The organism is Pseudomonas sp. Ors-4-3C (assembly GCF_055755035.1).
In genome coordinates, this window is sequence record NZ_CM146900.1 from 409,076 (window position 1) to 434,558 (window position 25,483).

23 protein-coding genes are annotated in these 25,483 nt (G+C 60.7%); 14 read left to right on the forward strand and 9 right to left on the reverse strand.

Annotated elements, in window-relative coordinates; translation table 11 throughout:
* Positions 1-74: 74 nt before the first annotated feature.
* Complete coding sequence (locus ACVHNU_RS01840; RefSeq protein WP_473018885.1) at positions 75-1,883, reverse strand: cation:proton antiporter; 1,809 nt, start codon at positions 1,881-1,883, stop codon at positions 75-77.
* A gap of 108 nt (positions 1,884-1,991) precedes the next feature.
* Here ACVHNU_RS01840 and xerD point away from each other — a divergent pair, with 108 nt between their 5' ends.
* The 7 genes from xerD (at position 1,992) to ACVHNU_RS01875 (ending at position 9,236) form a co-directional block, all read left to right on the forward strand.
* Positions 1,992-2,888, forward strand: coding sequence for a site-specific tyrosine recombinase XerD (gene xerD / locus ACVHNU_RS01845; RefSeq protein ID WP_003221987.1), 897 nt, complete (start codon positions 1,992-1,994; stop codon positions 2,886-2,888).
* A 253-nt stretch (positions 2,889-3,141) separates the two neighbouring features.
* Positions 3,142-3,873, forward strand: coding sequence for a bifunctional protein-disulfide isomerase/oxidoreductase DsbC (gene dsbC, locus ACVHNU_RS01850; protein ID WP_003221989.1), 732 nt, complete (start codon positions 3,142-3,144; stop codon positions 3,871-3,873).
* Positions 3,874-4,004: 131 nt separating this feature from the next.
* Entirely contained in the window at positions 4,005-5,309 is a 1,305-nt protein-coding gene (locus ACVHNU_RS01855; protein ID WP_007967780.1) for a homoserine dehydrogenase, read from the forward strand.
* Positions 5,310-5,375: 66 nt separating this feature from the next.
* Positions 5,376-6,785: a threonine synthase gene (thrC, locus tag ACVHNU_RS01860; protein ID WP_003221994.1), complete on the forward strand. Its 1,410-nt coding sequence runs from the start codon at positions 5,376-5,378 to the stop codon at positions 6,783-6,785.
* A 119-nt stretch (positions 6,786-6,904) separates the two neighbouring features.
* The gene (locus ACVHNU_RS01865; protein WP_473018886.1) at positions 6,905-8,257 is read left to right on the forward strand and encodes a transporter substrate-binding domain-containing protein; all 1,353 of its coding nucleotides are present in this window, start codon (positions 6,905-6,907) and stop codon (positions 8,255-8,257) included.
* Positions 8,258-8,384: 127 nt separating this feature from the next.
* Positions 8,385-8,792 carry a response regulator gene (locus ACVHNU_RS01870; protein WP_103485370.1) on the forward strand — a complete coding sequence of 136 codons (408 nt, stop codon included), beginning with the start codon at positions 8,385-8,387 and terminating at the stop codon, positions 8,790-8,792.
* A gap of 162 nt (positions 8,793-8,954) precedes the next feature.
* On the forward strand, positions 8,955-9,236 hold the full coding sequence (locus ACVHNU_RS01875) for a DUF3509 domain-containing protein (RefSeq protein WP_473018887.1): 282 nt from the start codon (positions 8,955-8,957) through the stop codon (positions 9,234-9,236).
* 174 nt (positions 9,237-9,410) lie between these two features.
* On the opposite strand, the gene ACVHNU_RS01880 is transcribed toward ACVHNU_RS01875, so the two are convergent.
* Both ACVHNU_RS01880 and ACVHNU_RS01885 read right to left on the reverse strand, forming a co-directional pair.
* Positions 9,411-10,370 carry a TIGR02285 family protein gene (locus ACVHNU_RS01880; protein WP_473018888.1) on the reverse strand — a complete coding sequence of 320 codons (960 nt, stop codon included), beginning with the start codon at positions 10,368-10,370 and terminating at the stop codon, positions 9,411-9,413.
* The gene (locus ACVHNU_RS01885; RefSeq protein ID WP_473018889.1) at positions 10,318-11,517 is read right to left on the reverse strand and encodes a CaiB/BaiF CoA transferase family protein; all 1,200 of its coding nucleotides are present in this window, start codon (positions 11,515-11,517) and stop codon (positions 10,318-10,320) included. The genes ACVHNU_RS01880 and ACVHNU_RS01885 overlap by 53 nt, the downstream gene beginning before the upstream one ends.
* Positions 11,518-11,663: 146 nt before the next feature.
* On the opposite strand from ACVHNU_RS01885, the gene ACVHNU_RS01890 reads away from it, so the two are divergent.
* From ACVHNU_RS01890 to ACVHNU_RS01905, 4 genes are all read left to right on the forward strand, one after another.
* Positions 11,664-12,206, forward strand: coding sequence for a YaeQ family protein (locus tag ACVHNU_RS01890; protein ID WP_003222001.1), 543 nt, complete (start codon positions 11,664-11,666; stop codon positions 12,204-12,206).
* 55 nt (positions 12,207-12,261) lie between these two features.
* Complete coding sequence (gene recJ, locus ACVHNU_RS01895; RefSeq protein ID WP_223008419.1) at positions 12,262-13,971, forward strand: single-stranded-DNA-specific exonuclease RecJ; 1,710 nt, start codon at positions 12,262-12,264, stop codon at positions 13,969-13,971.
* A 348-nt stretch (positions 13,972-14,319) separates the two neighbouring features.
* Positions 14,320-15,426 (forward strand): NADH:flavin oxidoreductase/NADH oxidase, encoded by a 1,107-nt coding sequence (locus ACVHNU_RS01900; protein WP_003222005.1) that lies wholly within the window; start codon positions 14,320-14,322, stop codon positions 15,424-15,426.
* Positions 15,427-15,509: 83 nt separating this feature from the next.
* Positions 15,510-16,043, forward strand: a complete 534-nt coding sequence (locus ACVHNU_RS01905) for a GNAT family N-acetyltransferase (protein ID WP_473018890.1) — start codon at positions 15,510-15,512, stop codon at positions 16,041-16,043.
* A gap of 159 nt (positions 16,044-16,202) precedes the next feature.
* On the opposite strand, the gene ACVHNU_RS01910 is transcribed toward ACVHNU_RS01905, so the two are convergent.
* Complete coding sequence (locus tag ACVHNU_RS01910; RefSeq protein ID WP_003222010.1) at positions 16,203-17,831, reverse strand: glucan biosynthesis protein D; 1,629 nt, start codon at positions 17,829-17,831, stop codon at positions 16,203-16,205.
* Positions 17,832-18,224: 393 nt separating this feature from the next.
* Here ACVHNU_RS01910 and ACVHNU_RS01915 point away from each other — a divergent pair, with 393 nt between their 5' ends.
* The 3 genes from ACVHNU_RS01915 (at position 18,225) to ACVHNU_RS01925 (ending at position 19,274) form a co-directional block, all read left to right on the forward strand.
* Entirely contained in the window at positions 18,225-18,410 is a 186-nt protein-coding gene (locus ACVHNU_RS01915; protein ID WP_003222012.1) for a hypothetical protein, read from the forward strand.
* 217 nt (positions 18,411-18,627) lie between these two features.
* Positions 18,628-18,873, forward strand: a complete 246-nt coding sequence (locus tag ACVHNU_RS01920; protein WP_400498622.1) for an AbrB/MazE/SpoVT family DNA-binding domain-containing protein — start codon at positions 18,628-18,630, stop codon at positions 18,871-18,873.
* Positions 18,873-19,274 (forward strand): type II toxin-antitoxin system VapC family toxin, encoded by a 402-nt coding sequence (locus tag ACVHNU_RS01925; protein ID WP_400498633.1) that lies wholly within the window; start codon positions 18,873-18,875, stop codon positions 19,272-19,274. Before ACVHNU_RS01920 ends, ACVHNU_RS01925 begins: the two co-directional genes overlap by 1 nt.
* 76 nt (positions 19,275-19,350) lie before the next feature.
* Here ACVHNU_RS01925 and ACVHNU_RS01930 read toward each other — a convergent pair whose 3' ends face one another.
* The 5 genes from ACVHNU_RS01930 to ACVHNU_RS01950 form a co-directional block, all read right to left on the reverse strand.
* Positions 19,351-20,835 (reverse strand): APC family permease, encoded by a 1,485-nt coding sequence (locus ACVHNU_RS01930; RefSeq protein ID WP_473018891.1) that lies wholly within the window; start codon positions 20,833-20,835, stop codon positions 19,351-19,353.
* Between the two features lie 217 nt (positions 20,836-21,052).
* Positions 21,053-22,477 (reverse strand): gamma-aminobutyraldehyde dehydrogenase, encoded by a 1,425-nt coding sequence (locus ACVHNU_RS01935; RefSeq protein WP_473018892.1) that lies wholly within the window; start codon positions 22,475-22,477, stop codon positions 21,053-21,055.
* 165 nt (positions 22,478-22,642) lie between these two features.
* The gene (locus ACVHNU_RS01940) at positions 22,643-23,452 is read right to left on the reverse strand and encodes an ABC transporter permease (RefSeq protein ID WP_473018893.1); all 810 of its coding nucleotides are present in this window, start codon (positions 23,450-23,452) and stop codon (positions 22,643-22,645) included.
* Positions 23,442-24,377 (reverse strand): ABC transporter permease, encoded by a 936-nt coding sequence (locus ACVHNU_RS01945; protein WP_473018894.1) that lies wholly within the window; start codon positions 24,375-24,377, stop codon positions 23,442-23,444. Before ACVHNU_RS01945 ends, ACVHNU_RS01940 begins: the two co-directional genes overlap by 11 nt.
* Before the next feature lies 1 nt (position 24,378).
* Positions 24,379-25,416: an ABC transporter ATP-binding protein gene (locus tag ACVHNU_RS01950; RefSeq protein WP_134785514.1), complete on the reverse strand. Its 1,038-nt coding sequence runs from the start codon at positions 25,414-25,416 to the stop codon at positions 24,379-24,381.
* Between the last annotated feature and the right edge of the window lie 67 nt (positions 25,417-25,483).

Below are 25,483 nucleotides of genomic sequence, written 5' to 3' on the forward strand. Positions count from 1 at the left end.
GGTTTTGTGTCGTTTACAACGTTTATGTACGACACGGACACTGTGGGAGCGGGCTTGCTCGCGAATTCGTCAGATCAGGCGCCGCTGCTCTCAGGCTGGATCAACGCCAACAACGTCCACCCGGATCCCGGTTTCAAAGCAGTCTCCGGCGTCACCACATGCACCCACCCGCTGTCATCGCGCATGAACAGCAGGGTCGCCCGACTGCCATGCAATGCCTGGTAGTCCTCCCAGCCAAAACCGTCCGTCAGCGTTGTGCTGTACACCTCGGCACCGTTGCTGATCAGACTGGCCAGCTTGGCATAGGTCAGCGCCTCGCTCCCCAGCTGATTGCCACGATGCTCGAGACTCGCCCGGTGCTTGTCGCTGCGACGACTTTCCTGACCGCTGGCCAGGCCAAATAGACGCTGATGACCGAAGTCATGGCGAAAGCGCATCGCCGCCAAAGTATTCAGCTCGCCTGAAGGCGACAGCGCCAGCAAGTGCCCCAACCCCACCAGATCCAGATGCGCATCGGCATGCTGCGAAGCCGGGTTACCAAAGTACGTCGGCAACCCCTCCATGCGCGCCGCACGAATATTCTCCCAGCTCGAATCGGTCAACAGCACCCGGCTGCCCAATTGCTGCAACGACTTGCCCAACAGACGCGCCGGGCCGTTTGCTCCAACGATCAGGAAGCCGCTCGGCGCCGGTTCGGCCACGTTCAGCAAGCGCGCCAAGGGGCGTGCTGTTGCGCTTTGCAGCACCACGGTGCCGATGATCACCGCGAAGGTCAGCGGCACCAGCAGCAGCGCGCCTTCGTGCCCGGCTTGATCCAGACGAATCGCGAAAATCGCCGAGACCGCCGCCGCCACGATCCCGCGCGGGGCGATCCAGCAAAGCAGGGCGCGTTCACGCCAGCTCAGGCTCGAACCTGCGGTGCTCAACAGCACATTCAGCGGGCGCGCGATCAGTTGAATCACCAGCAGCAGAATCAGCACCAACGGCCCGAGGCCGATCAAGGCATGCAGATCCAGCCGCGCCGCCAGCAGAATGAACAACCCGGAAATCAGCAGTACGCTGAGGTTTTCCTTGAAGTGCAGGATGTGCCGCACGTCCACGCCCTTCATGTTCGCCAGCCACATGCCCATCAGCGTCACCGCCAGCAGGCCGGACTCGTGCATCACCTGGTTGGATGCAATGAAGATCCCCAACACCGCCGCCAGCGAGGCGAGGTTATGCAGGTACTCGGGCAACCACTGGCGCCGGATGATGGTGCCCAGCACCCAGCCGCCGACCACCCCGAATACGCTGCCGCAGACAATCACGCCGCCGAAAGTCAGCAGGCTCTGTTCGAGGCCGTTGCCCTCGGACCGGGCGATGATGAAGCTGTAGACCACCACCGCGAGCAGGGCACCGATCGGGTCGATGACGATGCCTTCCCAGCGCAGGATGTTGGCGATCGAGGCTTTCGGCCGCACCACGCGCAGCATCGGCACGATCACCGTCGGCCCGGTCACCAGCGTCAGGCTGCCGAACAGAATCGCCAGCAACCAGTCGAAGCCGAGCAGGAAATGGGTCGCGACGGCAATCACCACCCAGGTCGTGAGTGCGCCGAGGGTCACCAGTCGATGCACGACGCTGCCGATTTCGCGCCATTCCGACAGATGCAGGGTCAGGCTGCCCTCAAACAGGATCAACGCCACCGCCAGCGACACCAGCGGCATCAGCAGGGGGCCGAACATTTCCTGCGGATCGAGCCAGCCCAGTACCGGGCCAGCCAGAATCCCGGTCAGCAACAGAAACAGAATCGCCGGCAGCTTCAGGCGCCACGCCAGCCACTGGCAACCCAGCGCAGCGGCGCCGATCCCGCCAAATGCCAAGAGAATTTGCTGCTCGTTCATTGAAGCTCCCTGTTCCTTGAAATTGCGGGCTATGAAAGACTAGCGGCCATTCCTACAGTTCACTCTACATTTGCGCGCAGCCCTGGAGGTTGCGTGTCTTGAGCGCCCATGCCTGCCATCGACCATCCACTGATTGACCAATTCCTCGACGCCCTGTGGCTGGAAAAAGGTCTGTCCGACAACACCCGCGGCGCCTACCGCAGCGATCTGGCGCTGTTCAACGGCTGGCTGCAGGAGAAAAACCTCGAGCTGATCAATGCCGGTCGCGAGTTGATCCTCGATCACCTGTCCTGGCGCCTGGAGCAGAATTACAAACCCCGTTCCACCGCCAGATTTCTTTCCGGTGTGCGTGGCTTTTATCGCTATCTGCTGCGGGAAAAACTGATTACGGTCGATCCGACCTTGCGCGTCGACATGCCGCAACTGGGCAGGCCGCTGCCCAAATCGTTGTCGGAAGCTGACGTCGAAGCGTTGCTCAAAGCGCCTGATCTGAGCGAAGCCATCGGCCAGCGTGACCGCGCCATGCTTGAAGTGTTGTACGCCTGCGGGCTGCGCGTGACCGAACTGGTGAGCCTGACGCTGGAGCAAGTCAATCTGCGTCAGGGCGTGTTGCGGGTGATGGGCAAGGGCAGCAAGGAGCGGCTGGTGCCGATGGGCGAAGAGGCGATTGTCTGGATCGAGCGCTATATGCGCGATGGCCGCAGCGAGCTGCTCGGCGGGCGCCCCAGCGATGTGCTGTTCCCCAGCCAGCGCGGCGAGCAGATGACCCGCCAGACCTTCTGGCACCGCATCAAGCATTGGGCCAAGGTCGCCGGGATCGGCAAATCGCTGTCGCCGCACACCCTGCGTCATGCGTTCGCCACGCACCTGCTCAACCACGGCGCCGACCTGCGGGTGGTGCAGATGCTGCTGGGGCACAGTGATTTGTCGACCACGCAGATTTACACCCATGTGGCGCGTGCGCGCTTGCAGGACCTGCACGCCAAACATCACCCTAGAGGCTAATGAAAAACCTGTGGGAGCGGGCTTGCTCGCGAAGAGGCCGTCACAGACGAGATATTTGTCGCCTGCCAAGACGCCTTCGCGAGCAAGCCCGCTCCCACAGGGGTTGCGTCGCCCACAATCTCTGGCGACAGGCGCATTCGGCCATGCGAGCCTTATGTGGTAGGCTTTGCCGGTTTGCACGATGGACGGTTATGACCCGGTGTTCCGGCTCGGGCGTTCTGACCGTTTCATTTGTCCGCCTTCAGGAGTTCTCATGCGTCTGACCCAGATTTTCGCCGCCGCCGCCATTGCGTTGGTCAGCACCTTTGCCGTCGCCGATGACGCGGCCGACAAAGCCATTCGTCAAAGCCTGGAAAAACTCGAACTCGAGGTTCCGGTAGAAAGCATCAGCGCCAGCCCGCTGCCGGGCATGTATGAAGTCAAGCTCAAGGGCAGCCGCGTGCTGTACGCCAGCGCCGACGGCCAGTACATCGTTCAGGGCTACCTGTTCCAGCTCAAGGACGGCAAGCCGGTCAACCTGACCGAGAAAGCCGAACGCGCGGGCATTTCCAAACTGATCAATGCCATTCCGGTGGCCGAAACCGTGGTGTATCCGGCCGTGGGCGAGACCAAATCGCACATCACCGTGTTCACCGACACCACCTGCCCGTACTGCCACAAGCTGCACGCCGAAGTGCCTGAGCTGAACAAGCGCGGCATCGAAGTGCGTTACGTAGCGTTCCCGCGTCAGGGCCTCGGCTCGCCGGGTGACGAGCAGCTGCAAGCGGTCTGGTGCTCGGCAGACAAGAAAGCGGCCATGGACAAAATGGTCGATGGCAAGGAAATCAAGGCCGCCAAGTGCGATAACCCGGTTTCCAAGCAATTCGCTTTGGGTCAGTCGATCGGCGTGAACGGTACACCGGCCATCGTTTTGGCCGACGGGCAAGTCATTCCGGGCTACCAGCCGGCGCCACAAGTCGCCAAACTGGCGCTGGGCGCCAAGTAATTCGCATCGTCACGGTCAGCCTTTGACGATCATGGTCCGGCGGTAACTTCGCCGGGCCATTAATAGAGAGCCGCGAACACGCGGTTGTTTTCCGGCCGACCTTGCGTCGGCCGTTTCATGGGGAGTTCACAGTGAATCCGGTCAAAGTAGGCATCTGTGGGTTAGGGACCGTCGGTGGCGGTACCTTCAACGTACTTCAGCGCAACGCCGAGGAAATTGCTCGTCGTGCCGGGCGTGGGATCGAAGTGGCACAAATTGCCACGCGCACGCCAAAGCCTCAGTTCCAGACGACCGGTATTGCGATTACCAACGATGTCTTCGAAGTGGCCACGAACCCTGAGATCGACATCGTCATAGAGCTGATGGGCGGCTACACCGTTGCCCGCGAGCTGGTACTCAAGGCCATCGAGAATGGCAAGCATGTGGTCACCGCGAACAAGGCACTGATTGCCGTTCACGGTAATGAAATTTTCGCCAAGGCACGCGAGAAAGGCGTGATCGTGGCGTTTGAAGCGGCCGTGGCCGGTGGCATTCCGGTGATCAAGGCGATCCGTGAAGGCCTGTCCGCCAACCGCATCAACTGGGTCGCCGGGATCATCAACGGCACCGGCAACTTCATCCTCACCGAAATGCGCGAGAAGGGTCGCACCTTCGAAGACGTGCTGGCCGAAGCGCAAGCGCTGGGCTACGCCGAAGCCGATCCGACCTTCGACGTCGAAGGCATCGACGCAGCGCACAAGCTGACGATTCTGGCGTCGATCGCGTTCGGCATTCCGCTGCAATTCGACAAGGCTTACACCGAAGGCATCACCAAACTGACCACCGCCGACGTGAACTACGCCGAAGCGCTGGGCTACCGCATCAAGCACCTCGGCGTGGCGCGCAGCACTGCGGCCGGCATCGAGTTGCGTGTACACCCGACGCTGATCCCGGCGGATCGTCTGATCGCCAACGTCAACGGCGTGATGAACGCCGTGATGGTCAACGGTGACGCCGCCGGTTCGACGCTGTTCTACGGTGCCGGTGCGGGCATGGAGCCGACCGCTTCGTCGGTGATCGCCGACCTGGTGGACGTGGTTCGCGCCATGACGTCCGATCCGGAAAACCGCGTGCCGCACCTGGCCTTCCAGCCGGACTCGCTGTCGGCGCATCCGATCCTGCCGATCGAAGCCTGCGAAAGCGCCTACTACCTGCGCATCCAGGCCAAGGACCATCCGGGCGTACTGGCTCAGGTGGCGAGCATCCTCTCGGAGCGCGGCATCAACATCGAGTCGATCATGCAGAAGGAAGTCGAGGAACACGACGGTCTGGTACCTATGATCCTGCTGACCCACCGCGTGGTCGAGCAGCGTATCAACGATGCGATCGCCGCCCTCGAAGCCCTGGCCGGCGTGAATGGTCCGGTTGTACGGATCCGCGTCGAGCACCTGAACTAAGTCGTTGTCCTGCAATGGCCCCGTGAAAGGGGCCACTGTTGTGCACACTCTCCATTGGAGTCAGTCATGCGTTACATCAGTACCCGCGGCCAGGCACCGGCCCTGAATTTCGAAGACGTCCTGCTGGCCGGTCTGGCCACTGACGGCGGTCTGTACGTCCCGGAAAACCTGCCACGTTTCACCCAGGAAGAAATCGCCTCCTGGGCCGGCCTGCCGTATCACGAGCTGGCTTTCCGCGTAATGCGCCCGTTCGTCACCGGCAGCATTCCTGACGCCGATTTCAAAAAGATCCTCGAAGAAACCTACGGTGTGTTCTCGCACAGCGCCGTTGCGCCGCTGCGTCAGCTGAACGGCAACGAATGGGTGCTCGAGCTGTTCCACGGCCCGACCCTGGCGTTCAAGGACTTCGCCCTGCAGCTGCTCGGTCGGCTGCTCGATTACGTGCTGGAAAAGCGCGGCGAGCGCGTGGTGATCGTCGGCGCCACCTCGGGTGACACCGGTTCGGCCGCCATCGAAGGCTGCAAGCACTGCGAAAACGTCGACATCTTCATCCTGCACCCGCACAACCGTGTGTCCGAAGTGCAGCGTCGGCAGATGACCACCATCCTCGGTGAGAACATCCACAACATCGCCATCGAAGGCAACTTCGATGACTGCCAGGAAATGGTCAAGAACAGCTTCGCCGACCAGAGCTTCCTCAAGGGCACGCGCCTGGTCGCGGTGAACTCGATCAACTGGGCGCGGATCATGGCCCAGATCGTTTACTACTTCCACGCAGCCCTGCAGTTGGGCGGCCCGGCACGTTCGGTGGCGTTCTCGGTGCCGACCGGCAACTTCGGCGACATCTTCGCCGGTTACCTGGCACGCAACATGGGCCTGCCGATCAACCAGTTGATCGTCGCCACCAACCGCAACGACATCCTGCACCGCTTCATGAGCGGCAACCAGTACGTCAAGGAAACCCTGCACGCCACGCTGTCGCCGTCGATGGACATCATGGTCTCGTCGAACTTCGAACGCCTGCTGTTCGACCTGCACGGTCGCAACGGTGCGGCGATTGCCGGGCTTATGGATTCGTTCAAGCAGGGCGGCGGTTTCAGCGTCGAGCAAGAGCGCTGGACTGAAGCCCGCAAGCTGTTCGACTCGCTGGCCGTGGACGATGCGCAAACCTGCGAAACCATTGCCGAAGTCTACGCGCAGTGCGGCGAAGTGCTGGATCCACACACCGCCATCGGCGTCAAGGCCGCACGCGAATGCCGTCGCAGTCTGGACATCCCGATGGTGATCCTGGGCACGGCGCATCCGGTGAAGTTCCCGGATGCCGTAGAGAAAGCAGGTGTAGGAAAAGCTCTCGAACTGCCTGCACATCTTTCTGATTTGTTTGAGCGAAACGAGCGCTGCACCGTTTTGCCAAACGAACTGAAAGCCGTACAGGCCTTTGTCAGCCAGCATGGCAACCGCGGCAAGCCGCTGTAAGTCGAAAAAGCTGTCACATTTTGAAGCCCGTCTCCTGACGGGCTTTTTTGTTTCTGCTGCCACACTGCTCGGGTTTTCGCCCATGAAGGACGGGTGAGTCGATCACGAAGGAAGTGGCAATGCTGTTTGAAAGAGGATGGAAACACACCCTGAAGCGGGTACTTCTGTTGTGCCTGTTGTGGGGTTGGCGCGTGGGTGCGGCGGCGCACCTGGCGCATGATGAAGAGCAGTTGAACATTGGCACCGTGGTGCTGGATGAGGAAGAGCTGCAATGGATCCGGGATAACCCGACGGTGATCGTGGCAGCGGAGCAGTACCCGTTGTACCTGTTCCTGGATGAGCACGGTCACTGGAGTGGCCTTAACAGTGATGTGCTCAAACGCATCAGTGCCATGACCGGATTAAAGTTCATCTACCGGGAATCCTTCTCGACCGCGCAGATGCTCGAGCGCCTGGAAACCGGTGCAGCGGACATGAGCACGACCCTGGCGATGAATGACGAGCGCAGATCGAGTCTGGATTTCAGCCATGCCTTTGGCGGTGCCGGCTGGGTGTTTGTCGGCCGTACCGGCGAACCCGGGCTGCATTCGTTGGAGCAGTTGGCCAAGCGGGTGCTGGTATTACCTGGCCGGCACGCGCTGGAGGGGATGATCCGGCGCGATTATCCGTCCATCGAATTACGTTCGGTCAAAACCTATGCCGAGGCGCGGGCGTTGGTCGAGAGCGGCGAAGCCTATGCCACCATCGAAAACGAAATCGGCGCGCAACTCTACCCTTCAGGCCTGCTGAAGGTCGGCGAACTGCTGGAGGGCAAGTGGGAGGCCGATCTTCTGGCGGTGCGCAGAGGCCAGCCGCAATTGCTGAGCATTCTGAACAAGGCCCTGGAAGCATTCCCGGCCTCAGAGCTACGAGCCATTCGCCTGAAATGGCTGGGCGGCATCGGCCAGAAGCCGGCCGCCGCCGGTTGGCAGCACTGGCTCCGCTCGAGCTGCTGGGGTGTGGTTCTGGTCGGGGGCTTTTGTGTGATGTCGCTGTTATGGAATCGACGAATGGCGGCTGTGATCAAACAGCATCGAGACGTGCAAAGCGAACTCGGTGATCAGTTGGTGTTCCAGCGTGCGTTGATCGATGCCATGCCTGATCCTGTGTTCGTTCGAGACCTGGAGGGGCGCCTGATTCTGTGCAACAAAAGTTATGAAGAGGCGTTGTCGATCCGCTTTGAACAGGTGAAAGGATGCCGCTTGATCGACGTCGATGCGCTGCCGCGAGCTACCGCCGGGATGCTGCATGATGAGTTCATGATTCAGTTGAGGACACGCAGAACCCGCTTCAGCAGACGCCGCCTGCAATTCAATAATGGCAATCGGGAAATCTACCAGTGGACCGTGCCGTTCTACAGCGCGAAAGGCGAATTGCGAGGCCTGCTCGGCGGCTGGACGGACATCACCCAGCGCGACGCAACAGCGGTATGACATCGCAGTGATACAGGGAAATTTCCTATGTCACGCGCCTCCTTTTCCGATGGGGGACTGAAGGAGGCTGCCCTAAAGTGGGCGGCAACTGCGGACAATTCCGCGATTGCCGTTTCCGAGGTCGCCCATGCGCTCGCTCAAAGTCCTGATTCTAGAACCTGATCCTTATCGAATGATGGCGTTGCACCAGATGCTCAACGCGGTCGGCATCTATGACGTACTGACGGCGCCGTCGCTGGCTTCGGCGCGCTGTTCGCTGGAGCGTCGTACCCGGGTCGACATCGCGATCTGCGATCCGCAACTGGAAGGCGGAGAAGGCCTGGCACTGATCCGGCATCTGGCGGCCCGACGGGAGGCCAGCGCCGTCATCCTGCTGGGGCGGATGGCACCGGGTCTGCTGAGCGATCTCGAAAGCATGCTGCACGCTCAGGACCTGAAGCTGCTGGGGCGCCTGCAGACGCCGGTTTCGGCGGTACTGATGCGCGGGTTGCTGGACAGCTACCTGCAAACGGCAGCCCATCCGTCGGGTGCCTGAACCGACGGTTTTGTTTCTGTCATCTTCACCGTGCATTCTTTGACAGACCGCTAACTGCTCCGGGAGCAGCGCGGTATTCAGAACTTTCTTCTCGGGCGGGTGGTCATTTATTGTGAACACGCCCCAGGCACAATGTTTTCGGACTATTGAGTGGAGATCGAGATGGAAAGTATCAGTCTATTGCTCGGTGAGGCTCTGAGCCCGTATCAGGTCACGTTGACTCCGTGTGGCGCCCATGGCGAATGCCTGGTGACGCTGAAGAACAGCAACGGGGCCATCGTGGTGGAGCGCGAATTCAATCAGGCGCAATTGACCGACAAGCGCCTGCTGACCGATGTGGTCGACGGTCTGCACCGCGATGTGCTGATCGCCGAAGGTCGACTGGAGCCCTGTGTGTTCGCGGCTTTGCGCAATGCAGCGCTGGATAAGCGCGCGGCACTGTAAAGATGAAATATTTTTTGTGGGAACCTTCCTGCACTCCCGTCAGTCAGACCCCATAACAGCAGGATCAAGCATTGTGCTCCGGTGCTTGTCGCTTGCTGCTACGGGTCTTTATGTAGACCACGTTTAACCCCGAGTCGTCTCCCCACTTCTCGGGGTTTCTTTTGCCCGCAGGTTTTATTGCGCGGTCTGCTGCTCGAAAAACATCCGCGCCTGTTGCAGGTAATCCGTGCGCATCTCGGGATCCAGCCAGTCGGCGTACGACTGGTCAAGTTGCGCATGGGGCAGGGTACGCAGCAGTTGGTTGATCTCGCTGATCGCCTGACGGCCCTGGGGCGTATCGGAACATCCGACATAGCCAGACAGATACTTGCCGGTGCCGCGAATCGGGTAGAACACCAATTCATCTTCGGCAATTTGCGCCTGCTGCGCCTGATAGCGGATTTCCGGCCAGTAACCTAAAACCACTTGCAGACGCCCCAGACGCTGCATCGACAGCAGGCTGCTCAGGGCATCGTTGCCGTAGTGCGGCGTCAGTGCGCCGCCGGGTGCCTGCTTGAGCAGATTGTCGAGAAATTCGCCGTAACTACGCTCTGCGATGACCCCGACCTTGATTTCGCCATTGGCCAGAAATGCCTTCAGATCGACTTCGCCATCGACCAGGTAAGGTGCCAGTACGTCGCGATCTTTCTGCCGCACCACCAGACCATTGCTGACAGCGCGAAACGCCGGGATAGAGAAGGCGATCCATTGCGTGCGCTCCTTGCTCCAGATCAGCGAGGGGTCGCAGGTAAAGGACGGCTCGTGCAGCATCTGCATGCCGCGGGCGCGATTGACCCGCATCAGCGTGTGTTCGTATTGCGGCATGCCGGCAATCAGCATCGGCAGCAGTTGGTCGATGACGCCTTGGCCCTTTTTCGGGCCTTCGAAGATGGTCAGGGGCGGCAGATCGCGCAGTAACCAGATCAGCGTCGGTTTTGCCTGCGCCCAGGCGGGCAGAATCAGCAGAAACAACAGGCCGAACAGCCGCCACGTCCACCAGTGGTGGGCGCGGTTGGCGTCCGATGTCCGGTGATGTTTCAGGTTAAATGGCTCCGTCTGCGCGCAGTCGGGCGATCTGCTGTTCGTCGTAGCCAAGATCGTGGAGTACCTGCGCATTGTGTTCACCGAGCTGCGGCCCGACCCATTCGGAAGTGCCCGGTGTATCAGAGAGTTTCGGCACGATGCCCGGCATCTTGAAAGGCTTGCCGTCCGGCAGTTTCGCCTGCAGGAACATTTCCCGGGCGAGGTACTGCGGATCGCTGAACATGTCTTCGGCGCTGAAGATCCGGCTGGCCGGTACATCCGCCTGATTGAGCAGGTCGAGCACGCTTTGCAGTGGCAGCGAATTGACCCAGCGGTCGATCACGCCATACAACTCGTCGCGACGACTGTCGCGCCCATCGTTGCTCGCCAGCGTCGGGTCGTTGGCCAGATCCTCGCGGCCGATGATCAACATGAAGCGCTTGAAGATCGCGTCGCCATTGGCACCGATCTGCACGTGCTTGCCGTCGGCGCTGGTGTGGATCGATGACGGCGTGATGCCCGGCATGATGTTGCCGGTGCGCTCGCGGATGAAACCGAACACGTCGAACTCCGGCACCATGCTTTCCATCATGGCGAAAATCGCCTCGTACAGCGCGACATCGACCACTTGGCCGAGACCGCCGTTGACCTCGCGATGACGCAGCGCCATCAGCGCGCCGATCACGCCCCACAGCGCGGCAATCGAATCGCCGATGGAAATCCCGGTGCGCACCGGTGGCCGGTCCTCGAAACCGGTGATATAGCGCAAACCGCCCATGGACTCGCCGACCGCGCCGAAGCCCGGTTGATCCTTCATCGGCCCGGTCTGGCCGAAACCGGAGAGGCGCACCATCACCAGTTTCGGATTCAGCGCGTGCAGGGTTTCCCAGCTCAGCCCGAGTTTTTCCAGCACGCCGGGGCGAAAGTTCTCGATCAGGATGTCGGCTTCGCCGAGGAGTTTTTTCAGGATCGCCAGACCCTCGGGGTGCTTGAGGTTCAGCGTCAGCGACTTTTTGTTGCGCGCCTGGACGAACCACCACAGCGAGGTGCCTTCATACAATTTGCGCCACTTGCGCAGCGGATCGCCGCCGTCGGGCGATTCGATCTTGATCACTTCGGCACCGAACTCGCCGCAAATGCGCGAGGCGAACGGCCCGGCAATCAACGTACCCAATTCAATGACTTTCACACCGCTGAGCGGTTTGTTGGCGAACGGCATACTGAATCCTGTAGGACAAGGCTGAGCGGATACAGCGTTTTAACATAGCCGGCTGTCAGACGCCGCAGGTTGATCGCCATCAATTCGATGATTGCCTACGGCATCGGTTAGACTTGCCGACTTTCCTCGTATCAAGAAGCCCGTTCATGGCCCAGCCGTCTACCACGTACAAATTCGAACTGAACCTAACCGACCTCGACCGTAGCGTCTACGAGAGCGTCAAGCAGACCATCGCCCGTCACCCTTCGGAAACCGAAGAGCGCATGACCGTGCGGCTGCTGGCCTACGCCCTCTGGTACAACGAACTGCTGTCGTTTGGCCGTGGTCTGTCGGACGTGGATGAACCTGCGCTGTGGGAAAAAAGCCTGGATGACCGCGTTCTGCACTGGATCGAAGTCGGTCAGCCGGACGCCGATCGTCTGACCTGGTGCTCGCGTCGCACCGAACGCACCAGCCTGCTGGCCTACGGCAGCCTGCGCGTGTGGGAAGGCAAAGTGGTACCGGTGGCCAAGAACCTGAAAAACGTCAACATCGCCGCCGTGCCGCAAGAGGTGCTGGAAACCCTGGCCAAGGACATGCCGCGCGTCATCAAGTGGGACGTGATGATCAGCGAAGGCACGATCTTCGTCACTGACGACCGCGGTCAGCACGAAGTCCAGCTGGAATGGCTGGCCGGTGAGCGCGGCTGATCCTGCGTCGTTCACTGATTAATCCCACGTATTCAAGAGAAGTTTCCGTTACCCCATGCGTATTGATCCTCGACCGTTGCCTGCCACGCTGCCGTTTCTCGGTGACCTGCCACCTTTGCTGACGCGTTTGTACGCCGCGCGGGGCGTGCAGTCCGAGGCGGAGCTGGATAAAAGTCTGGCGCGGTTGATTCCGTTCCAGCAGCTCAAGGGCATCGAGGCGGCGGTGGATCTGCTGGTGACGGCGCTGGAGCAGCGTCAGCGGATTCTGATCGTCGGTGACTTCGATGCCGATGGCGCGACCGCCAGTACGGTCGGCGTGCTCGGCTTGCGTCTGCTGGGCGCGGCGCATGTCGATTATCTGGTGCCGAACCGCTTTGAATACGGCTATGGCCTGACCCCGGAAATCGTCGAAGTCGCCCTGACGCGCGAGCCGCAGTTGTTGATCACCGTCGACAACGGCATCTCCAGCGTCGAAGGCGTGGCCGCGGCGAAAAAGGCCGGGCTCAAGGTTTTGATCACCGACCACCACTTGCCCGGCGATGAACTGCCGCAAGCCGATGCGCTGGTCAACCCGAACCAGCCAGGCTGTGAGTTTCCGAGCAAGGCGCTGGCCGGGGTCGGGGTGATTTTCTACGTGTTGATGGCCTTGCGCGCGCGCCTGCGCAGCCTCGGCTGGTACGAAAGCAAACCGCAGCCGAACATCGGTGAACTGCTGGATCTGGTGGCGCTGGGCAGCGTCGCCGACGTGGTGCCGCTGGACGCCAACAACCGGATTCTGGTGCATCAGGGCCTCGAGCGGATTCGCGCCGGGCGTGCCCGTCCGGGGATCAAGGCGATTCTTGAAGTCGCCAAGCGTGACGCGGCGCGGATTACCTCCACAGACCTGGGATTCATCGTCGGCCCGCGTTTGAACGCGGCGGGGCGTCTGGACGACATGAGTCTCGGGATCGAATGCCTGCTCACCGCCGACGCCAATCTGGCCCGGGAAATGGCCGCGCAACTGGACGGCATGAACCAGGATCGCAAATCCATCGAGCAGGGCATGCAGCGCGAGGCGTTGGCCCAGCTCAAGGACTTGCCGGTGGAATCGATGCCGTTCGGCTTATGCCTGTTCGATCCCGAGTGGCACCAGGGCGTGATCGGCATTCTCGCCTCGCGCATGAAAGAGCGTTATTTCCGCCCGACCATTGCCTTCGCCGATGCCGGTGACGGTTTGCTCAAGGGCTCGGGCCGTTCGGTGCAGGGTTTCCACATCCGCGATGCTTTGAGCGTGGTGGCGGCGCAGCATCCGAACCTGATCGCCAAGTACGGCGGTCATGCGATGGCGGCCGGCCTGACCTTGCCGCAAGAGAATTTTCCGCTGTTCGCCGAGGCGTTTGACGCTGAAGTGCGGCGGCAACTTCGCGAAGAAGACCTGACCGGGCGCATGCTCTCGGACGGCACGCTTGCGGTCGAGGAGTTCCACTTGGAGCTGGCCCGCGCACTGCGTCATGCCGGGCCTTGGGGCCAGCACTTCCCGGAGCCGCTGTTCCATGGCGTGTTCCAGTTGGTCGAGCAGCGAGTGGTCGGCGAGCGGCACCTGAAAGTGGTGCTGAAAAGCGAATGCGGTTCGGTGAAGCTGGATGGCATCGCTTTCGGCATTGACCGTGACGTCTGGCCGAATCCGACCATTCAGTGGGTCGAGCTGGCCTACAAGCTCGACGTCAACGAGTTTCGTGGCAACGAGACGGTGCAACTGATGATTGCCCACATCGAACCGCGCTGATCCCCTGAGTGCTTTTGTGGCGAGGGAGCTTGCTCCCGCTGGGCTGCGAAGCGGCCCCAGACCCTGCAAACGGGTTGCTGCAGGAAAATCACAGTGCAGGGTTTTACGACTGCTGCGCAGCCGAGCGGGAGCAAGCTCCCTCGCCACAGGTTCGGTGGCACTCATGGAAAATGTCTTGAACCCTCCCTCATCCCCGGTTGTCGACTAGGCTCTAAGCACTGCTTGATTGGCCTTGTGACGTCTTGTCGAATTTTTTGCCCGCGGGGGCGGGTGCTGCACCTTTTCCTGTCACTCGTCGACTTTTCAAACAGAACCCTGGAGCCTGCCCACTGATTTGAGAGGTGCCCCATGAGTCTGCTGCTCGAACCCTTTACCCTCCGCCAACTGATCCTGCCCAACCGCATCGCCGTGTCGCCGATGTGCCAGTACTCCAGCGTCGACGGTCTGGCCAACGACTGGCATCTGGTGCACCTGGGCAGCCGCGCGGTGGGCGGCGCCGGCCTGATATTCACTGAAGCCACGGCGGTCACCGCCGACGGGCGGATCACCGCTGAAGACCTCGGTTTGTGGAACGACGAACAGATCGAACCGCTGCAACGCATCACCCGCTTCATCACCGCTCAGGGCGCTGTTGCCGGCATTCAACTGGCCCACGCCGGGCGCAAGGCCAGCACTCATCGGCCATGGATCGGCAAACACGGTAGCGTCAAACCGGAGGATGGCGGCTGGACCCCGGTCGGGCCATCGCCGATTGCTTTCGATCCGCAACACACGCAACCGAAACAGCTCGATGAAGGGCAGATCGCCGAGGTCATTCAGGCCTTCGTTGCGGCCGCCAAACGCGCGTTGACCGCGGGTTTCAGCGTGGTCGAGGTACATGCCGCCCACGGTTATCTGCTGCATCAGTTTCTGTCACCGCTGAGCAATCAGCGCCGCGATCAATACGGTGGTTCGTTCGAAAACCGCATTCGTCTGGTGCTGCAAGTCACCGAGGCCGTTCGCGAGGTGTGGCCGCAAGAGCTGCCGCTGTTCGTCCGGGTGTCGGCCACCGACTGGGTTGAAGACGGCTGGAACCCGGATGAAACCGTGGAACTGGCGCGTCGCCTCAAGGCACTGGGAGCGGATCTGATCGACGTCTCCTCCGGTGGTACCGCCGCCAACGCCGAGATTCCTGTGGGGCCGGGTTATCAGACGCGCTTCGCCGAACGGGTGCGCAAGGAGTCAGGCATCGCCACCGGCACCGTGGGCATGATTACCGAGCCGGCGCAGGCCGAGCACATTCTGCGCACCTGCCAAGCCGACATCATCTTCCTCGCCCGCGAGTTGCTGCGCGATCCTTACTGGCCGCTGCACGCCGACGATGATCTCGGCGGGCGTCAGGCGGTGTGGCCGGCGCAGTATCAACGCGCGACCCATCGTGATCAGCCGATCCACGAGTCTGACCTGCGCGATTGATTTCAAACCGACGTAACGTCTATAAAACCCGCCATTGAACCGGCGGGTTTTTTCTTGCCTGCCATTTGCCAAGGAAGTCGAGCATGTTGATCGAACGAGAACTGACCGAACACGACTTGCCGCTGCTGGCGCAGATCGACCGCAGTGAGCTGGTGGAAGAGTGCTATCGCCTGGAGAACGGCGTGCTGGTGCTTTACCCGGCACGTTTCGACATGCGCGGATGGCCGGAAGGCGAAGCCGAAGAGAATGCGCTGACGCTGGCGAAGTGCTTGCGGCGCGGTGGTTGGCTGTATGGGTTTTTCGATGGGCAGGCGCTGATCGCGGCGGTGGTTGTGGATAACCAGGTTATTCACAATCAGGGACTGAGCATGCGCCAGTTGAAGTTTCTGCACATCAGCCGCGACTACCGGGGGCAGGGGCTGGGGGCGAAGTTGTTTGCGCTGGCCTGTGAGCAGGGGCGGCGATTCGGTGCCGAGGCGTTGTATGTCTCAGCCACTGAATCGCGCAACACCGTGGAGTTCTATCAGCGTCAGGGCTGCCGGTTGGTTGATCAACCGGATCCTGAGCTGTTTGATCAAGAGCCCAAAGACATTCATCTGTATTGCCCACTGACCTGACGCAGGTTCTTCAATATCCGATGTTGAATGTTCTGCCGCTTTCGCGAGCAAGCCCGCTCCCACCCTGGCTCGGTGTCGGTCACAAACTGTGTGATCGACCGAGAGCCAGGGTGGGAGCGGGCTTGCTCGCGAAGAGGCCCGTGCAGGCGCCTCAAGTCATCAAGGATACTTGCGCTTGTCCGGCGCCGGCGGGAAGTACTGGTACAACCAGGTCTCGCTCAACGTGCGGTCATTGGTGCGGATGAACAGGCGCAGCTCCACCGGATCGACGCTGTCGCTGGTCGGGTACCAGTCGAACAGGATCCGGTAACCCTTGATGTCGTCGAGCACCAACACGCTGAAGTCCTGCACCTTGCCGTTGGAGCAGGTGACCACCGGTTCGATCCCGGTGCCCTGCGGCAGACGATCGAGACCGCCGCCGGTGAAGTCCACGGCAAAGCGTCGCGCCCAGACCGGCGGGTAATGCTCGCCCGGTGCCCAGCCTTCGACGAATCCACCCATGCCCGAACGGGTCGCATGCACTCGCGCCAGCGGCGTACCGACCGGTGGCAGGGCGCTCCAGTAGAGCTTGTAGCCATAGTTCAGCGAATCGCCGGCGGCCACCGGTTTTTTCGGCGTCCAGAACGCGACGATGTTATCGAGCGTTTCGCCGGTGGTAGGAATTTCCAGCAGGTCGATGGAGCCTTCGCCCCACGCGGTTGTAGGCTCGACCCACAGGCTCGGGCGCTTGCTGTACCAGTCGACAGTGTCCTGATAGTTGGCGAACTCGTGGTCGGTCTGCACCAGACCGAAGCCCTTCGGATCGGTGTCGGCGAACGCGTTGAACTGCAGGGTCGCCGGGTTGTTCAGCGGGCGGCAGATCCACTCCCCGTTACCACGCCACATCGCCAGGCGATCGGAGTCGTGAATCTGCGGGTGGATGGTGTCGCACATGCGGCGTTCGTGGGTGCCGCAGCTGAACATGCTGGTCATCGGTGCGATGCCCAGTTGTTCGATGGCGGTACGCGCATTGATGTGGGCGTCGATTTCCATCACCACGCGCTCGGCCTGACAATCGATGTCGAAGCGGTACGCACCGGTGGCGCTCGGCGAGTCGAGCAGGGCGTAGACCACAAAGCGAGTGGCGTTCTGATCCGGGGTCTCGAACCAGAATTTGGTGAAATCCGGGAATTCTTCGCGTTTTTTCGCGTAGGTGTCGACGGCCAGACCACGGGCCGAGAGGCCATATTGGCCAGTCGCATCCACCGCGCGGAAATAGCTGGCGCCGAGGAACGACACCACGTCATGGCGATCCAGCTCCGGCGCCTTGAACAGCTTGAAACCGGCAAAGCCCAGGTCACCCTTGAGCTGCTGGGTATCGACCGAGGTGTTCTCGTAGTTGAACAGCGTTGGACGGAAATGCACTTCGCGGGCGGTCCGGGTCTTCGGATCGACGCTGTACATGCGCACCGGTTGACGGAAACCCATGCCGACGTGGAAGAACTGCACGTCCAGCTGACCCTTGTTCTCTTTCCACAACGAATGATCGCCGTCGTAGCGGATCGCGTTGAAGTTCTGCGGGGTCATGGTCGCCAAAGTCGGCGGCAGCACCTGTTTGGTGTCCTGATAGGCCGTTCCGGCCAATTGCTTGGCTTGGCGCTTCAGCGCTTCGAAGTCGAAAGCCTGGGCCTCGCCATCGGCGGCGCCACCATTGGCTGCCCAGGCACGGGCGGCCAGCAGGCCGGAAGCCGAGAGACCGGTGTAAGCCGCAATGGCCATCGACGCTTTGAGCAAATTCCTGCGGTGCATAAATACAACCTGTCGTGAGCAATCCCGCGCCTTTCCTGGCACGTGCTGGATCAGAAATTACGGTTCGGACAAGCCTTCGGCCAAACGCAACGGACTATAAACAGATGCCGGCTAGCTTAAACGGTTCGCTCGCGTTGCAAAATTCGTTGATACACACCGACAGAGTGTCAATGAAACAAGACATGTCGGTTAAATGTCCGACGGCACTTTCTGATTTACAGGGCATTTCTGCTTTTTTCGACTAATTACTCTAAAAACCGCTTTTCAGCGCCGATTAAATTTCTATTCTATGAACATGGCCGGCACGACCGGCGGGGCACAGGCGCTGCTGTAAGGGGCAGGGCGATGTGGTGATCAAGCAATTCTTCGAAGTATCAGAGAAGGACATCGTCCATGGCAAAAATACAAGGCATCGCCGAAATGCTCGGCATCTTTCCCTGCCTCGGCAGCGGCCGCAGAAGACGTCGATTGAGTTCTGAAGAGCTGAAGCTGGTGGAGCGCTATCGCGAGTTGTCGGAGAGTGACCGGATTGCGATGCGGTATCTGGTGGATGCGATGAGGAGTGTTTCGCGGTTTTAGTGTTGGAGTAGCAGCCACCTTGGGAGCCATTTGGCTTTCACGGTGACTGTAAAAGCTGTGGCTAGGGAGATTGTCGAATGCTGATTGTGGGTTACCGCTGATAGCTTGATGAAAATTTCCTTCTAGTCGATCGGAATAATCCCACGATCAGCGGCGGTTGCAGATCCAGCAGTCAAGTATTACGTTTCTATGGCGAGTAATACTCAAGGAGCATGAAATGACGACAACCATGACCAGTAAAGGTCAAGTCACAATTCCCAAGCCTATTCGTGATGCCTTGCATCTGACGCCAGGCTCGGCCATAGAATTCAGCGTTAACGAGCAGGGTGAGGTGGTTTTGCAAGGTGCCAAGCCCGCTGCAGGTAAAGCGAAGACTCAGGATCGATTTGACGCTGTCCGGGGCAAAGCCGATATCAAATGGAGAACCGATGATTTGATGGCGTTGCTCAGGGGTGATGATTGATGGTGTTGGTTGATACCAATGTGTTGATAGACGTTTTGGAGGATGACCCTGTTTGGGCTGACTGGTCTATTCAGCAGCTCCGCGCTCAGTCACTGGTCCATGAGCTGGTAATTAATCCGATCGTCTATGCAGAGCTGTCCCAGACGTTTTCCACGTTTGAAGCATTGGATGGAGTGGTCAATCAACTCGGATTAGTCATGCAGGAAATTCCGCGATCTGCGCTTTTTTTGGCTGGTAAGGCGTTTGTACGTTATCGGAAGGTGGGCGGCGGAAAGCACAATGTCCTAGCGGATTTTTTCATTGGTGCGCATGCGGCCGTAAAGAAACTACCGTTGTTGACTCGAGATTCTAAGCGGTACCGAAACTATTTCCCCTCGGTTGAGTTGATTACACCCTCCTGAGTTGTAGGAATGACTACAAATAGTGCAGGTTTCGAGCATCGCCCCTGAAACTTTTGGGTTTCCGGGGCGATTGTATTTAGCGAATCACCTTCCACGCATCCCCAGCCGGTGCCTTCCCATGGTCATACGGCTTGCCAATCCACATGTAAACCAGCCCCAGACCAATCACGATCACCGTACTCAACACCATCGCATAGTTCACGTACCACGCCGCATCCGGCGTACGTGGCCAGGCCATGTTGATGATGGCGCCGACGCCATACACCAGCGCGCCGATGTTCACTGGCCAGCCCCACGCGCCGAGGGTGAATTTGCCGCTGGGTTTCCAGCCTTTCATTCGCGCGTACAAAGCGGCCAGCACGATCATCTGGAACGCGAGGTAGATGCCGATGGCGGCGAAGCTGACGATGGTGGCCACGGCGTCTTGCAGGAAGAAGCCGAGGGCGATGATCAGGGCGGGCAGGACGCCGGACACGAACAGCGCGGCAACGGGCACCTGAGTGGTAGGAGAAATCTTTTTCAGCAGTCGGCTGCCGATGACCATTTCATCGCGAGCGTAGGAGTACAGCAGACGGCTCGCCGCAGCCTGCAGGCTGATGACGCAGGAGATGAAGGAAATCATTACCACGCCCATCACCACTTTCGAACCGACCGGGCCGAAGGCGTTGTTGAGGATGGTGGTGACCGGGTCCTTGTCGGTGCCGTTGATCACCGCTTGCATGTCCGGCACGGCGAGGATCAGCGCCAGGCAGGCGAACATCGCCGCGATGCCGCCGATGTAGATGGTCATGCGCATGGCCACCGGGATTTTTGCGCTGGGGTTCGGGGTTTCTTCGGCGACGTCGCCGCAGGCCTCGAAGCCGTAGTAGAGGAACATCCCCGCCAGTGAGGCGGTGAGAAACGCCGGCAGGTACGAGCCGTCGACGCGTATGTCGAAGGTGTTGAACAGCACGCTCAGCGGCTGGTGACGCTCGAAGATCAGCAGGTACACGCCGACGATCACCGCGCCGACCAGTTCGCAGAGGAAACCGAACATGGCAATGCGCGCCAGCACTTTGGTGCCGCTCAGATTGACCAGCGTGGCGAACAAGGTCAGCACCAGCGCGATGACGATGTTGGTGTTGTTGCTCGGTTCAAACCCGAGCATCGCCGCCAGATACGGGCCGGCACCGACGGCCACCGCCGCGATGGTCACGCACAGGGCGATGGAGTAGATCCAGCCGACCATCCACGCCCATTTCTTGCCGACCAGACGTCGCGCCCATGGATAGACGCCGCCGGAAATCGGGAACTGCGAGACCACTTCGCCGAAGATCAGGCACACCAGCAACTGGCCGCAACCGACCAGCAAGTAAGCCCAGAACATCGGTGGCCCGCCGGCGGCGAGGCACAGGCCGAACAGGGTATAAACCCCTACGACCGGTGACAGATAGGTGAACCCTAAAGCGAAGTTTTCCCACAGGCTCATGCTGCGGTTGAAGTTCGAGGTGTAGCCGAGTTTGCGCAGTTGTTCGGCATCGCTGTCGGCAACGGCGGCCGAGAGTTCGGGTGAGGCACTCATGTGTTTTGCTCCGGGAAATCGGCAGATTTCGGATGGCCGAGGCCGTGGCGGGGCTTTGCGGGCGCCGCCCGGGTCGGTAGTTATTGTTAGGTGTTGAATCCTGGTGGTGCGTGTGGCCGGTTTCTGCCTTGAAGCCGGAGTTGACGCCATCGCGAGCAGGCTCACTCCTACAGGTTGAAATACGATTCCTTGTAGGAGCCAGCCTGCTGGCGATGCTTTAGTGCTTGAACATCACATGCCGAACCGTGGTGTAGTCCTCCAGCCCGTACATGGACATGTCCTTGCCATAGCCGGACAACTTCTGACCGCCATGCGGCATTTCGCTGACGAGCATGAAGTGCGTGTTGACCCAGGTGCAGCCGTACTGCAACCGCGCGGACAAGCGATGCGCGCGTCCGACATCCGCCGTCCACACCGAGGAGGCGAGGCCGTAGTCGGAATCGTTGGCCCACTCCAGCGCCTGCGCTTCATCGGTGAATTTGGTCACCGAGACCACCGGCCCGAACACTTCGCGGCGAACGATCTCGTCATCCTGTTGCGCGTCGGCCAGCACCGTCGGTTCGAAGAAGAACCCATTGCCTTCAACAGCCTTGCCGCCGGTGATCAAGCGAATGTGCGACTGCGCTGCGGCGCGCTCGACGAACGCGGCGACGCGGTCGCGATGCTGCGCGGTGATCAGCGGCCCCAGTTCGGTCGACGGATCATCCTGCAAGCCGTACTTGATGCTGCTGACTGCAGCGCCAAGCTTCTCGACGAACTGGTCGTAGATGCCTTGTTGCGCATAGATCCGGCACGCGGCGGTGCAGTCCTGCCCGGCGTTGTAGAAACCGAACGTACGAATGCCTTCAACCGCCGCATCGATGTCGGCGTCGTCGAAGATGATCACCGGGGCCTTGCCGCCCAGCTCCATGTGCATGCGTTTGACGCTGTCGGCGGTGCTGGAAATGATGTTCGAGCCGGTGGCGATAGAGCCAGTCAGCGAGACCATGCGCACTTTCGGGTGAGTCACAAGCGGGCTGCCGACGCTAGGACCGCGACCGAATACCAGATTGAGTACACCGGCCGGGAAGATTTCCGACGCCAGTTCGGCCAGACGCAACGCGGTCAGCGGGGTCTGTTCCGACGGCTTGAGCACCACGGTGTTACCGGCGGCGAGGGCCGGAGCGATTTTCCAGGCGACCATCATCAGCGGGTAGTTCCACGGCGCGATGGAGGCGATCACGCCCACCGGGTCGCGGCGGATCATCGAGGTGTGGCCGGGCAGGTATTCGCCACCGGCCGAACCGCTCATGCAACGGCTGGCGCCGGCGAAGAAACGGAACACATCGGCAATCGCCGGGATCTCGTCGTTCAGTGCGGCGCTGTAGGGTTTACCGCAGTTGTCGGATTCGAGTTTCGCCAGTTCCTCGCCATGGGCTTCGATGGCGTCGGCGAGTTTGAGCAGTAGCAGCGAACGGTCTTTCGGCGTGGTTTGCGACCACTCGGCGAAGGCGTTATCGGCGGCGCGCACGGCGGCGTCGACCTGGGCCTCGCTGGCTTCATTGATTTCCACGAGCACGCTGCCGAGCGCCGGGTTGAGCACCGGTTGGGCCGGGCCTTCGCCGTTGACCAGGTGGCCGTTGATCAAGAGTCTGGTTTGCATTTCATTGTCCTCGCTAACACTTTTATTGTTCTGGCCGAATTGAGAAACCTGTGGGAGCGAGCTTGCTCGCGAAGGCGGTGTGTCAGCCGACATCAATGTTGGATGTCATGGCCCCTTCGCGAGCAAGCTCGCTCCCACAGGGGGATTTTGGTGTCAGTCAGATATTCATTTCCCGCCGCTACCGGCGACGCTCTCGCCACCGCGGGTCAGGTAATACGCGCCGAGAATCGGCAGCATGGTCACCATCATCACCAGCATGGCAACCACGTTGGTCACCGGCACATCCCGTGGGCGGCTGAGCTGGTTGAGCAGCCACAGCGGCAACGTGCGATCGTGCCCGGCGGTGAACGTGGTGACGATGATCTCGTCGAACGACAGCGCAAACGCCAGCATGCCGCCGGCCAGCAACGCCGAGCCGAGGTTCGGCAGGATGATGTAGCGGAAGGTCTGCCAGCCGTCGGCGCCGAGGTCCATCGAGGCTTCGATCAGGCTGTGTGACGTGCGGCGCAGGCGGGCGATGACGTTGTTGTAGACGATCACCACACAGAAGGTCGCGTGGCCGACGATGATGGTGAACATCCCCGGCTCGATCCCCAGCGTCTTGAACGTCGCCAGCAGCGCGATCCCGGTGATGATCCCCGGCAGGGCGATCGGCAAAATCAGCATCAGCGAAATGCCCTGTTTGCCGAAGAAATCGCGACGGTACAACGCGGCTGAAGCCAGCGTACCGAGCACCATCGCGATCAACGTGGCGATGGCGGCAATCTGCAGCGAGAGCTTGATCGCCTCCAGCACATCCGGCCGCGAAAAGGCCACGCTGAACCAGTGCAGGGTGAAGCCCTTCGGCGGAAAGCTGAACGCGGCTTCCTCGGTGTTGAAGGCGTAAAGAAAGATGATCAGGATCGGGAAGTGTAGAAACACCAGCCCGCCCCAGGCGGCAATGCGCAGACCCAGTGAAGCGCGCTCAGAGTGCATCGAAGGCCCCCAGTCGTTTGACGATGGACAGGTAAACCGCGATCAACACAATCGGCACCAACGTGAACGCCGCGGCCATCGGCATGTTGCCGATCGCACCTTGCTGCGCGTAGACCATGCTGCCGACGAAGTAGCCCGGCGGGCCCACCAGTTGCGGCACGATGAAATCGCCCAGGGTCAGCGAAAACGTGAAGATCGAACCGGCAGCAATCCCCGGGATCGACAACGGCAAAATCACCTGCATGAAGGTCTGGCTCGGCCTGGCGCCGAGATCGGCAGACGCCTGCAACAGCGACGGCGGCAAGCGTTCCAGCGACGCCTGAATCGGCAGGATCATGAACGGCAGCCAGATGTAGACGAAGACCATGAAGCGCCCCAGATGCGAGGTCGACAAGGTACTGCCGCCGACGCCGGGAATGCCGAGGATGAACTGCAACACCGGCTCCAGTCCCAGATGCTGGACGAACCATTGCGCGACGCCGCCCTTGGCCAGCAGCAGCGTCCACGCGTAGGCCTTGACGATGTAACTGGCCCACATCGGCATCATCACCGCGATGTAGAAAAACGCCTTGGTCTTGCCCGTGGTGTAGCGCGCCATGTAGTAGGCAATCGGGAACGCGACGATGGCGCTGGCGATGGACACGACGATGGCCATGCTCAGCGTGCGCAGGATGATGTCGAAGTTCGACGGCTGGAACAGCGCGGCAAAATTCGCCAGCGTGAGGTCAGGGGTGACCGCCATGGTGAAGTCGTCGAAGGTGTAGAAACCCTGCCACAACAGCACCAGCAACGAGCCGAGGTAGATCGCGCCGAACCACAGCAACGGCGGCACCAGCAGCAGCGACAGATAAAGATTCGGCTTGCGATAGAGCAGGTTGGAAAACCGCCGCAACGGCGGTGCCTGGGTCATTGCGAGCGTGCTCATGTCAGACCCCGCTCGCAACGGTATCGTGCAGCGGGATCATCGCTTCCCGCGCCCAGCGTGCGCTCAGGCGCTGGCCGGTCTGGTGCTGCGCGCTGCTGTCGATCCACTGATTGTTGGCGTGGCTGATGCTCAGGGTCTGGCCGTTTTCCAGGGTCAGTTCATAGCGCGTGGCGCTGCCCTGATACTGGATGTCGTGGAGCAAACCGCTGACTTCGATTTCATGGCTGGCGAGCGGCCCTTCGGCGAAACGCACGTGCTCGGGGCGAATCGAAAACGGCTGCGGATGGCCGCTGAGCTGACGCGCCAGATCGCCACGAATCACGTTCGAAGTACCGACGAATTCGGCGACGAAGGTTGTAGTGGGTTTCATGTACAGATTGCGCGGGGTGTCGACCTGCTCGATACGGCCCTTGTTGAACACCGCCACGCGGTCGGACATCGACAGCGCTTCGGTCTGGTCGTGGGTGACGAAGATGAAGGTGATGCCGAGCTGGCGCTGCAGCTTCTTCAATTCGCTTTGCATCTGTTCGCGCAGTTTCAGATCGAGAGCGCCCAACGGTTCATCGAGCAACAGCACCCGAGGGCGATTGACCAGGGCGCGGGCGAGGGCGACACGCTGGCGCTGACCGCCGGACAGCTGCACCGGTTTGCGTGCGCCGTAGCCACCGAGGGCGACCATGTCCAACGCCTCTTCGGCGCGCTTGTGGCGCTCGGTTTTGCTCACGCCTTTGACCTTCAAGCCGTAGGCGACGTTGTCCAGCACGTTCATGTGCGGGAACAGCGCGTAATCCTGGAATACGGTGTTCACATCACGTTGATACGGCGGCAGACCGGCGGCTTCGGCGCCGTGAATGCGGATCGAGCCGGCACTCGGTTGTTCGAAACCGGCGATCAGGCGCAGGCAGGTGGTCTTGCCCGAGCCGGAAGGGCCGAGCATGGAAAAGAACTCGCCGTCCTGGATATCGATGGAAACCCGGTCAACGGCTTTCACTTCGCCGAACTGCCGGGAAACGTTGGTGAACTGGACTGCAAGCGTCATGGTGCGGTGCTCCGGTAAAGCGGGCTTTCAAAAAGTCGTATGTGGCGTCGAAAAGATCGCAGCCTGC

What these genes read in the sequence shown, in the direction of transcription:
- ACVHNU_RS01840 (WP_473018885.1), bottom strand. Translation starts at nt 1,883, where the DNA reads ATGAACGAGCAGCAAATTCTCTTGGCATTTGGCGGGATCGGCGCCGCT.
- xerD (WP_003221987.1), top strand. Translation starts at nt 1,992, where the DNA reads ATGCCTGCCATCGACCATCCACTGATTGACCAATTCCTCGACGCCCTG.
- dsbC (WP_003221989.1), top strand. Translation starts at nt 3,142, where the DNA reads ATGCGTCTGACCCAGATTTTCGCCGCCGCCGCCATTGCGTTGGTCAGC.
- thrC (WP_003221994.1), top strand. Translation starts at nt 5,376, where the DNA reads ATGCGTTACATCAGTACCCGCGGCCAGGCACCGGCCCTGAATTTCGAA.
- ACVHNU_RS01865 (WP_473018886.1), top strand. Translation starts at nt 6,905, where the DNA reads ATGCTGTTTGAAAGAGGATGGAAACACACCCTGAAGCGGGTACTTCTG.
- ACVHNU_RS01870 (WP_103485370.1), top strand. Translation starts at nt 8,385, where the DNA reads ATGCGCTCGCTCAAAGTCCTGATTCTAGAACCTGATCCTTATCGAATG.
- ACVHNU_RS01875 (WP_473018887.1), top strand. Translation starts at nt 8,955, where the DNA reads ATGGAAAGTATCAGTCTATTGCTCGGTGAGGCTCTGAGCCCGTATCAG.
- ACVHNU_RS01885 (WP_473018889.1), bottom strand. Translation starts at nt 11,517, where the DNA reads ATGCCGTTCGCCAACAAACCGCTCAGCGGTGTGAAAGTCATTGAATTG.
- ACVHNU_RS01890 (WP_003222001.1), top strand. Translation starts at nt 11,664, where the DNA reads ATGGCCCAGCCGTCTACCACGTACAAATTCGAACTGAACCTAACCGAC.
- recJ (WP_223008419.1), top strand. Translation starts at nt 12,262, where the DNA reads ATGCGTATTGATCCTCGACCGTTGCCTGCCACGCTGCCGTTTCTCGGT.
- ACVHNU_RS01900 (WP_003222005.1), top strand. Translation starts at nt 14,320, where the DNA reads ATGAGTCTGCTGCTCGAACCCTTTACCCTCCGCCAACTGATCCTGCCC.
- ACVHNU_RS01905 (WP_473018890.1), top strand. Translation starts at nt 15,510, where the DNA reads ATGTTGATCGAACGAGAACTGACCGAACACGACTTGCCGCTGCTGGCG.
- ACVHNU_RS01910 (WP_003222010.1), bottom strand. Translation starts at nt 17,831, where the DNA reads ATGCACCGCAGGAATTTGCTCAAAGCGTCGATGGCCATTGCGGCTTAC.
- ACVHNU_RS01915 (WP_003222012.1), top strand. Translation starts at nt 18,225, where the DNA reads ATGGCAAAAATACAAGGCATCGCCGAAATGCTCGGCATCTTTCCCTGC.
- ACVHNU_RS01920 (WP_400498622.1), top strand. Translation starts at nt 18,628, where the DNA reads ATGACGACAACCATGACCAGTAAAGGTCAAGTCACAATTCCCAAGCCT.
- ACVHNU_RS01925 (WP_400498633.1), top strand. Translation starts at nt 18,873, where the DNA reads ATGGTGTTGGTTGATACCAATGTGTTGATAGACGTTTTGGAGGATGAC.
- ACVHNU_RS01930 (WP_473018891.1), bottom strand. Translation starts at nt 20,835, where the DNA reads ATGAGTGCCTCACCCGAACTCTCGGCCGCCGTTGCCGACAGCGATGCC.
- ACVHNU_RS01935 (WP_473018892.1), bottom strand. Translation starts at nt 22,477, where the DNA reads ATGCAAACCAGACTCTTGATCAACGGCCACCTGGTCAACGGCGAAGGC.
- ACVHNU_RS01940 (WP_473018893.1), bottom strand. Translation starts at nt 23,452, where the DNA reads ATGCACTCTGAGCGCGCTTCACTGGGTCTGCGCATTGCCGCCTGGGGC.
- ACVHNU_RS01945 (WP_473018894.1), bottom strand. Translation starts at nt 24,377, where the DNA reads ATGAGCACGCTCGCAATGACCCAGGCACCGCCGTTGCGGCGGTTTTCC.
- ACVHNU_RS01950 (WP_134785514.1), bottom strand. Translation starts at nt 25,416, where the DNA reads ATGACGCTTGCAGTCCAGTTCACCAACGTTTCCCGGCAGTTCGGCGAA.